The sequence below is a fragment of the Moraxella lacunata genome (assembly GCF_002027545.1).
GTDB lineage: Bacteria > Pseudomonadota > Gammaproteobacteria > Pseudomonadales > Moraxellaceae > Moraxella > Moraxella lacunata.
In genome coordinates, this window is record NZ_MXAN01000022.1 from 24,761 (window position 1) to 31,723 (window position 6,963).

Consider the following 6,963-nt stretch of genomic DNA (forward strand, 5'->3'; position numbering starts at 1 on the left):
CTACAAAGCCTGTGGTAAATATCAAGTTTGTTAGGTGTATCATCAATCCATCAAACCAAACCCTTGTTTATAAATAGAATAATTTAAAATACTTTTTAAATGATTTTAAAACGGTTTTAAAATGGATAATATAAACAGCCAAAAACCCATCAAGGCTCTTTGGCAAGTCTTAGCAAGCATTGACGGACAAACTCATCACCCACGCCTATCTTGCCTGCCCCACTCGGTAGCACAAGCATAAAGGGCATGCCCTGTGTGGCGATGGCTTGCACTGCATGGGTCAGCTCACTAAGACGCATCTCATGCGAGCCTGATGGCATGTCATCATAATCTAAGCACCACTCACGCCCAAGCGAGTCGCCAAAGTGCTTGGTAAGCATGCCTGCCCCCCGTGCCACGTGCGACCATGACACCCGTGCCAGACTCTCGCCTTCTTGGTATTCATCCAACATCTCAAAGTCGCTTTGCCCTGCCACACTAATGGCACTTCGCTCATCACTCTCGCTTGCCACCGCTCGCTTGTCATTTTGCCAATCAAAGGGGATAGGCTTAGGATGTACAAACATCGGACTTGCCAAATGCACATACGCCCACGCACGCATGACCCCGAGCGGATAACGACTGCTGATGACCAGACGGGGCAAGGTCATGACCCCCCGAGTGGGCGTATAGACGGGTAATCTGACCAGTACCGATTTGCCCAGCGTTGGCGTGATGATGGTGCGAGCATTCATAAAGTCTTCTCGTGCCTGACCTTTGAGCATTTTTTGGATAATCTCATGCTTATCATCAAACACCGCTTCTATCTGCCGCGATGCCTTACCACTTCTGGTGGACAGCTCCAAAGTCACATAACCTATCGACCCTGTCTCAGACAGGCTGGACTCAACAAACCGCACATCAATGCTCGCCACCTGCACAAAGGTATAAAACACGGTCACGAGCCAAATGCCGAACAGGTAAAAGCACAGCCCCAGTACCAAGTTATTACCATAATTGACCCCCGTCACAAAAGTGGCGATGAGTAGCAAGGCAAACAGCAGTCCTTGACGGCTAAAAAAGATATAGACATTATGCAGTCCGAGCGACACCACGTCTTTGCGTGGTGAGCGTCTGGCAAAGAACTCATTGAGCTTGTTCTTTATGGGATGAGTCAGTGGGTGGGTTAGGCGATGAGCAGATGATTTCATGGGCATACGGATAGATTGATTAGGTTGATGACAAATGACAAATCAGCCATCAATCAATCGCCACTTCGTCCAAAATACGTCTGGCAATGGTCATCTCGGTCAAACCACCCAAATGATGAAACGGCACAAACCGTTGTCCCAGTCTGTGGTCAGCCACCGCCGAGAACACCGCCTGCACGTCAACTATCGCCACATTGTCCTGTCCTGATACATAGGCATAGGCTTGGCAGGCACGCTTTAACGCCAACACGCCACGGGGGGATAAGCCGTGATATTCTTGGCTTGAACGGGTCTTGGCAACCAGTTTTTGTAGGTAGTCTAGCACCACAGGGGCGATGTAGATGTCTTTGACTTCTCGCTGAGCTTGTATCACTTCTTCACTAGTTAAAATCGAGGTAAGCTCGCCCATCATCGCTCGGCGGTCTCGCCCTTCTAGCAGTTCACGCTCGGCTTTGGGTGATGGATAGCCCAGCGAGACACACATCAAAAAGCGGTCAAGTTGTGATTCAGGCAGTGGATATACGCCCGATTGTTGGGCGGGGTTTTGAGTTGCGATGACAAAAAATGGCTTGGGCAGAGCGTATGTCTGTCCATCTTGGGTTACTTGCCCCTCCTCCATCGCCTCCAACAGTGCCGACTGCGTTTTGGGACTCGAACGGTTAATCTCATCGGCAAGCAGTAACTGAGTGAACACCGCTCCTTTTCTAAAACTAAAACTCTGCTCGCTTTGGTTGTATATCATCATCCCCAAAATATCAGCAGGAAGCATGTCATTGGTAAACTGCACACGGTTAAAATCCAACCCCAGCAAGATGGCAAGACTGTGTGCCAACGTGGTCTTGCCCATGCCAGGTAAGTCTTGTAATAGCAAATGCCCATCCGCTAAAATACAGGACACGGCAAGGGTCACGGCCTCTTCTTTGTCAAGGACGATTTGGTTTAGTTTATCAAGTAGGATTTGGATTTTGGGCTGGATGTGTGACATGAGACACTCGAATAAAAAATATTTTGATAAATACCAACAATTATACCAATTTTTTAAAAATTATTTGTATGACAAGCGTTATTGTAGTGAGATTTTACACAAAAAAAACACCCAATCATCTGTTGGGTGTTCGCTGTTATGGCAGTTACTCTTCAGCAGGGGGCGGGAAAGTAATCTCAGTATTGGCAGGTTGCAGATAGTCGCCTTGCAGATATCTTGCCCCCACCGACCATGCCATGGACATGGTGGACGCCTCTTCAATATATGGCATGAGCGTGCTTGCCCCTTTTTCGGTCGCTGTATTTATCAGCCCTTGCAGAGCGGTCAAGTTCGCCTCTCTGTCTAAGTCCTTGGTATAGCTACGAGCGAGACGTACCATGTTGGGCGACAGATAGTCCAGCACTTCGGCGGATTTGGCAGTTACGCCAAAACCATTCATACCCACAGGGCAGTCAATGTTGGCAAGGGCAATGAACTGACGTTTGGCGACCGCCATATAATCCACCAAATCCTGCTCACTAAACTGCAATGTCAGCACATCACTACCACCACCAATGGCTCGGGTCAGCTGAGTGACAATACCTGATAGATTGGTATCTGCCAATGACGCTGATGATAGACCCACCAACAGGCGTGCGGTTGGCTCGCTTTGGCGAGTGTTTGCCAAGTGCTTACTGGCATTAATAAGCATCCAACGGTCAATCTTTTCAAGCAGATTGTGCTTTTTGGCAATCGAAGCCAATTTATCATAGGTCATCTCTGTGCCGTCAGCCTGTGGCAAGGTAATGAATACCTCGAACAGACTGCTACTGTCAGTATCAATGTCATAAATCGGCTGATATCTAAGGATAAATTTATTTTGAGTTAAGGCAGTCTGGATGTACTCCGCCATCACCGCATCATCCTCACCTGCGATGGTACTGATGTCAAAGACCTTAATCTTAGCATCTTCATCGTCAGGGTTAATCTCATGGGCGGTATCCATGGCACGACTTAGTACTACACTTGACTCGGGGGCATTACCATCCATCATCACCACACCCACAGACAAACTGGCAGTAACGGTGCGACTGCCCACCTCAATGAGTAAGTTAGTGATACGCTCTAAGAGCTTTTGAGCCAGTGTTACCACCCCATCTTTATTAATCTCTTCTACCACCAAAGCGAAGCTTGTGTCACTAAAACGACTCACACCCGTCCCATGAAGCTGTTTGGCGGTCTCATCAAGTGCCCATGCTACCTGCTTGACTGCGGTATCCACTCCTGCCAAGCCTGTACTTGAATGAATCTTGCCCACACCATCCATGCGAATATACAACAAGGCGGCGGACTTAATGTCACCCCTTACCACCTCTTCACGCACGCTGTCTAATGATTCGGTAAAGGCAAGACGGTTTGGCAGACCTGTTAGAGCATCTTGACGCTCCGCTTCGGCAAGTTTTTTGGCAAGCTCAGCACTGTTATTCTCGTTCTGTTGGATAATCATCTGCGTGACAGGTTCGCCGTCCAAGGTCGCTGCCGCCAGTTGTAATTTTGAGGCAAAGGTTGAGCCATCGGTACGTTTACTCTCAAAAGCAAATTCCACCTGTGAGCGGTCGCCCTTGTCAAATTTGCGTAAGAACTGTTTAAAGCCTTTAACGTTATCGCCACCAGCAATCAAATCTACCACTGGCACACCAATAATCTCTTCCATGCTGTTATAGCCAAACATCTCCAAATAAGGGTCATTGGCAAAGATATGCACGCCTTGGTCAATGTATGCCACGGCAGACTTTGAGTTTTTAATCAGAATATTGGCACGTTGTTCAGCCTCTTTTAAGATGGCTTTTAGATGAGTAGTTTGACGTTTGGCACGCACATAATCCGTCTGCAAACAAATGGCAGAGACAATGAGTCTGTCATCCCCTTTTGCCAATGACTTTATCATGTCGCCATGCACCACCTCGGGGTTACCATGCTCATTTAGGCTCGCCTGTTCATTGCTTTGCACCAAATGAATGACTGGCAAATTAATCTGCTCTTCTTGTAAGATACCCACGACATCTGTAAAGTTCATGTCATAGGCACGATGGAAAACAAGCACATCCCATTCTTGGCGTAAGGATTTGACAAACTCCGCCTTTTCATCCCAAAAGCCCAAATTAACCTCATCAAAATATTCTGATAAGTGGCTGATAAGATGCTCGGCATAAAGTTGCTCTTCATCAATAAACAACAGGTTTAAGATATTTTTTTTCATAGACATATAGTATGTTAAAAAGCGATGCGGACAGGCTGGCGTTGGTTCACCCAAAAGTGTTTGCAATATTTGTACCAATTTGTAACGTTTTGAAATATTTTTACAAAACGTTACAAATTATGATAAAGGCTAATATCAAGGAAATTCAAAGAACTGCCATATTATAGCAAATATTTGGTTAATTAGCCATTTAAACGCACGATTTGGTATTGTTCAATCTCATCGGTGGTCAAAAGGTTGCGTTCTAACCTTAACTCCATCTCTTTGGTGTCAATACGCAGAACAACATAATCCCCCACTTTAAAATGATAACGGGGCATGATGAGCGTGCTTTGCTCATTGAGCCCATCGCCATCCACCAACAGTGCATGGACAAACTCTTGACTTCTGCCGTCTTGTTTACGCAAGCGAATGCCGACTGCCATCAGCACCCGACCCAAAAATCGTCCATCCACTGCCACCGAATTATCTGATTTTTCCACCCAATGTGCCATGCCCAGACGCCACGGATTTTTATTGGTAGAGACCGCCGATTTTAAGGCAAAAAGCCCATACAAATGAATGAGTGGACGAGATGGCAGAGCTTCTTCTTTTTCATCCACCCCCTCCTCACCAAAGCGAAAACGAGCCACTGCTTCATTTTTGTAGCTCACCTTAACAATCTCTTTGGGGGCGACCATGCCAATGGCGGATGCACTGATTTTAACATGAAAATCAGCAGGCAACCCCCGCTCTCGGATGACGTTGGACAGATTTTGACCGCCCGAGATTTCATTGAAAATAGATGCAAACCCAACGAGCAGCTCAGCTCTTCTCTCATGACCTCCGCCTTGTCTTTCATGCGATGCCCGCTGTTCAAAGGCAAGTAGCACCATCTTAGCAAATCGCATCTCAAACAACGACTGTGCCGTGCCATCTATGTATTCGCCTGATGACACCTGTTCCATGTGTCGTGTAAAGCCTTCTAAATCAAAAAACAAACAGCGATGCTCATCACTGTACGGATTGACCGATGCGTATGGCGTGATGACCTCAGGCGGTTCAGCACCTTGTAGATTGACAAATACCCGAAACTCAGGATTGGCATCAAAGGTTGTTTTAAAATATTTTACCCACAAAGGCAACACTTTAAAGGCATTTAAGATGTCCTGACGGCGGTAAGCAAAAAAGTTACCAAAACTTGCTCCGCACGCCTGCATGTATCTGTCATGAATGGATGTCTTGGGATAATTTTTGTCAAAATCTTGAATGCTTTCGTGGCAAACTCCCAGATTGAGCGTGGTCAGATACCAAGTATTCACCTCCCGCCAGATGACCTTGGGGGCTTTTTGGTAAGTTAAAGCATACTCCATCAAAAGCTTGACATACAGCACCATAAATTGGTGTACGGCATAAATAAAGATGTCACGCTCGGCAGTAAGCACACCCGACTTCTTGGCGGACATGATTTTGTTTAACCACTTCTTGCCACCGCCATGTGCCGAAACAACGGCATTCTGATGACGCACGGCGATGTTGCGATACACCAAAATCATCAAAAAGTACAAACTACGCACTTCATGAACTGACGACCGCTGTTCATCGGATAGACTTTGGTGCTCATAGACATAGTCAGCATGCATTTGCCCAACCACACGCTCAACGACCACCATCAGCTCATCCATGAGTGCCAGTTTTTGATCATCATGCATGTCACAGACCAGCACTTCACTAAGAGCTGTCCTAAGCTCGGTATATTGCTCATGCTTGGGTCTGATAGAAAGTGTGGTCGCCCATGTGCTAAGATTGGCACCTGTTTGGTCAAAGTAGGTCAATGTGACAGGTTTTTGTGCCAGTGGTGCGGTAATTAGGCGTTCAAATTTTTGCAGGGTAATCATATCGTGTCTCTTTGCACAAATTGGCTTGGTGGTCGCCCACGAATACAGCACGGACGCTGGCAATTTACCAAATAATCCACTCAAAACTTAGCATAAGTCAAATTTATGCAAGGTAAGATTTGGGTTAATAACATAAATTTTCATATTATAGCAAACTATTAACACCTGTCCACGACAATAATCCCCCAGAAACAGCATTTGGGGATATTTTTAACCCATTTTGGCTTATGACAAAAAATTCATACAAAAAAGCACAACCATCATTGGCTGTGCTTAGGGTAAGACAAAGCTACTCTTCTGACTCATCATCATCCCATTTGGCATAAGTCTTTGACGGGTCAATGCCTTGGGATTTTAGATAGGCAACTTGCTCTTCTAGGGTACGGCTTTTTTCGGCATCATGCATGGTGTCCGCCAATTCATCGAAACGCTCAGTCAGTTGTTCGGTGGTTTTTGACATGATATCATCCTTATTACAATTAAAAATAAATTATGATGAAAGATGGGGCAAACTTATCCCCATTGCATTAAATTTTAACCATATCTTGATTTAACGCCATATTTAACATTAAATCTCTTTCCAAACTAAAAATAAACCCTTATAAGTATTGGGGTTGAAGTTTTTAAAAATCCATAAAAATCAGGATTTGGAAAGAAGTCTATTAAAAATTT

The 6,963-nt window shown here is 45.6% G+C and carries 5 protein-coding genes; all 5 read right to left on the reverse strand.

Features of this window, described 5'->3' with window-relative positions; translation table 11 throughout:
* Positions 1-149: 149 nt before the first annotated feature.
* The 5 genes from B5J94_RS04305 to B5J94_RS14330 all read right to left on the reverse strand — a co-directional run bounded on the left by B5J94_RS04305 (position 150) and on the right by B5J94_RS14330 (position 6,751).
* Positions 150-1,190: a DUF58 domain-containing protein gene (locus B5J94_RS04305; RefSeq protein WP_062499679.1), complete on the reverse strand. Its 1,041-nt coding sequence runs from the start codon at positions 1,188-1,190 to the stop codon at positions 150-152.
* A 49-nt stretch (positions 1,191-1,239) separates the two neighbouring features.
* Complete coding sequence (locus B5J94_RS04310; RefSeq protein ID WP_062499678.1) at positions 1,240-2,175, reverse strand: AAA family ATPase; 936 nt, start codon at positions 2,173-2,175, stop codon at positions 1,240-1,242.
* A gap of 145 nt (positions 2,176-2,320) precedes the next feature.
* Positions 2,321-4,420, reverse strand: coding sequence for an EAL domain-containing protein (locus B5J94_RS04315; protein WP_228144521.1), 2,100 nt, complete (start codon positions 4,418-4,420; stop codon positions 2,321-2,323).
* 176 nt (positions 4,421-4,596) lie between these two features.
* Positions 4,597-6,375 carry a hypothetical protein gene (locus B5J94_RS04320; protein ID WP_143821896.1) on the reverse strand — a complete coding sequence of 593 codons (1,779 nt, stop codon included), beginning with the start codon at positions 6,373-6,375 and terminating at the stop codon, positions 4,597-4,599.
* 205 nt (positions 6,376-6,580) lie between these two features.
* A complete protein-coding gene (locus B5J94_RS14330) occupies positions 6,581-6,751 on the reverse strand; it encodes a hypothetical protein (protein WP_167346550.1) in 171 nt (56 codons plus the stop codon).
* Positions 6,752-6,963: the final 212 nt, after the last annotated feature.